1 protein-coding gene is annotated in these 1044 nt (G+C 44.3%); it reads right to left on the bottom strand.

What is annotated here, in order from left to right:
* Positions 1–174 precede the first annotated feature (174 nt).
* Positions 175–1038 (bottom strand): 16S rRNA (cytidine(1402)-2'-O)-methyltransferase, encoded by an 864-nt coding sequence (rsmI, locus tag R7F07_RS25450; protein ID WP_005497083.1) that lies wholly within the window; start codon positions 1036–1038, stop codon positions 175–177.
* Positions 1039–1044 lie beyond the last annotated feature (6 nt).

The raw sequence follows: 1044 nt of genomic DNA, 5'->3' as shown, positions 1-1044 counted from the left end.
TCAGCTCCGAGGGCGGATTGTATAGAGTTCTCACTTCAGAGTCTAGTTAGATCACAGATATGATGAAATGAATGCACCGAGTGATGAGTTTTTAGTCAAAACGCAAAAGGTAAACAATAAAAAAGGGTCGATGCTTTCACATCAACCCTTTGCAATATTCAATCTAAACAGCCCTTAATCTAAGTTTTCTAAACCCCATTTGTATAGAGCGTTCTTCTTCAGATTGTGGATTTCTGCCACCAACGCTGCCGCTTTCTTCAAAGGCAGTTCTTTCGTCAGAATACCCAAAGTACGCAAAGCCTCATCGGGCAATGCCTCATCCGATGTTTCACGATGACCATGGATCAAAAGCACCATTTCACCACGTTGCTGGTTATCGTCACTTTTCACCCACTCAATGAGTTCACCCAAAGGCATGCCTTGGATGGTTTCAAATGTTTTAGTGAGTTCTCTTGCTAGAACGACTTCTCGCTCAGGGCCAAGAACGTCTAACATATCTTGTAACGAGTCTAAAATTCGGTGTGGTGACTCGTAAAAAATGCATGTGCGCTCTACCGATGCGATCTCTAAGAATTTATCTTTACGACCTTTACTTTTGGGCGGTAGAAAGCCTTCAAAACTAAAGCGATCTGACGGCAATCCCGACGCGCTTAACGCAGTGATAACTGCACACGCACCAGGAAGAGGCACAACTCTTACGCCCGCTTGACGACATTTTGTCACCAGATGGTATCCTGGATCACTGATTAGTGGCGTACCAGCGTCAGACACTAAGGCGATAGACTGACCTGACAATAGCTTTTCGACCAAAACCTGTGCTTTTTGTTGCTCATTGTGATCATGCAACGCAAAAGTTTTGGTTTGGATATTGAAGTGAGACAGTAATTTACCCGTATGTCGGGTATCCTCTGCTGCGATGATGTCCACGTTCGACAGAACTTCGATAGCACGTTGTGTGATATCCGCTAAATTCCCGATTGGAGTCGGTACGATGTAGAGAGTTGGCCCCTCATTCGGCAACTTATTTTTATCTGTCATTTGTTT

Origin of the sequence: Vibrio sp. YT-16 (assembly GCF_033337405.1) — a bacterium.
Classification (GTDB): Bacteria; Pseudomonadota; Gammaproteobacteria; order Enterobacterales; family Vibrionaceae; genus Vibrio; species Vibrio alginolyticus.
The sequence above is the reverse complement of the archived record's forward strand: the minus strand, read 5'-3'. Positions and strand labels throughout refer to the sequence as shown.

Coding starts and splice junctions, on each gene's coding strand:
- rsmI (WP_005497083.1), bottom strand. CDS start 1,038: ATGACAGATAAAAATAAGTTGCCGAATGAGGGGCCAACTCTCTACATC.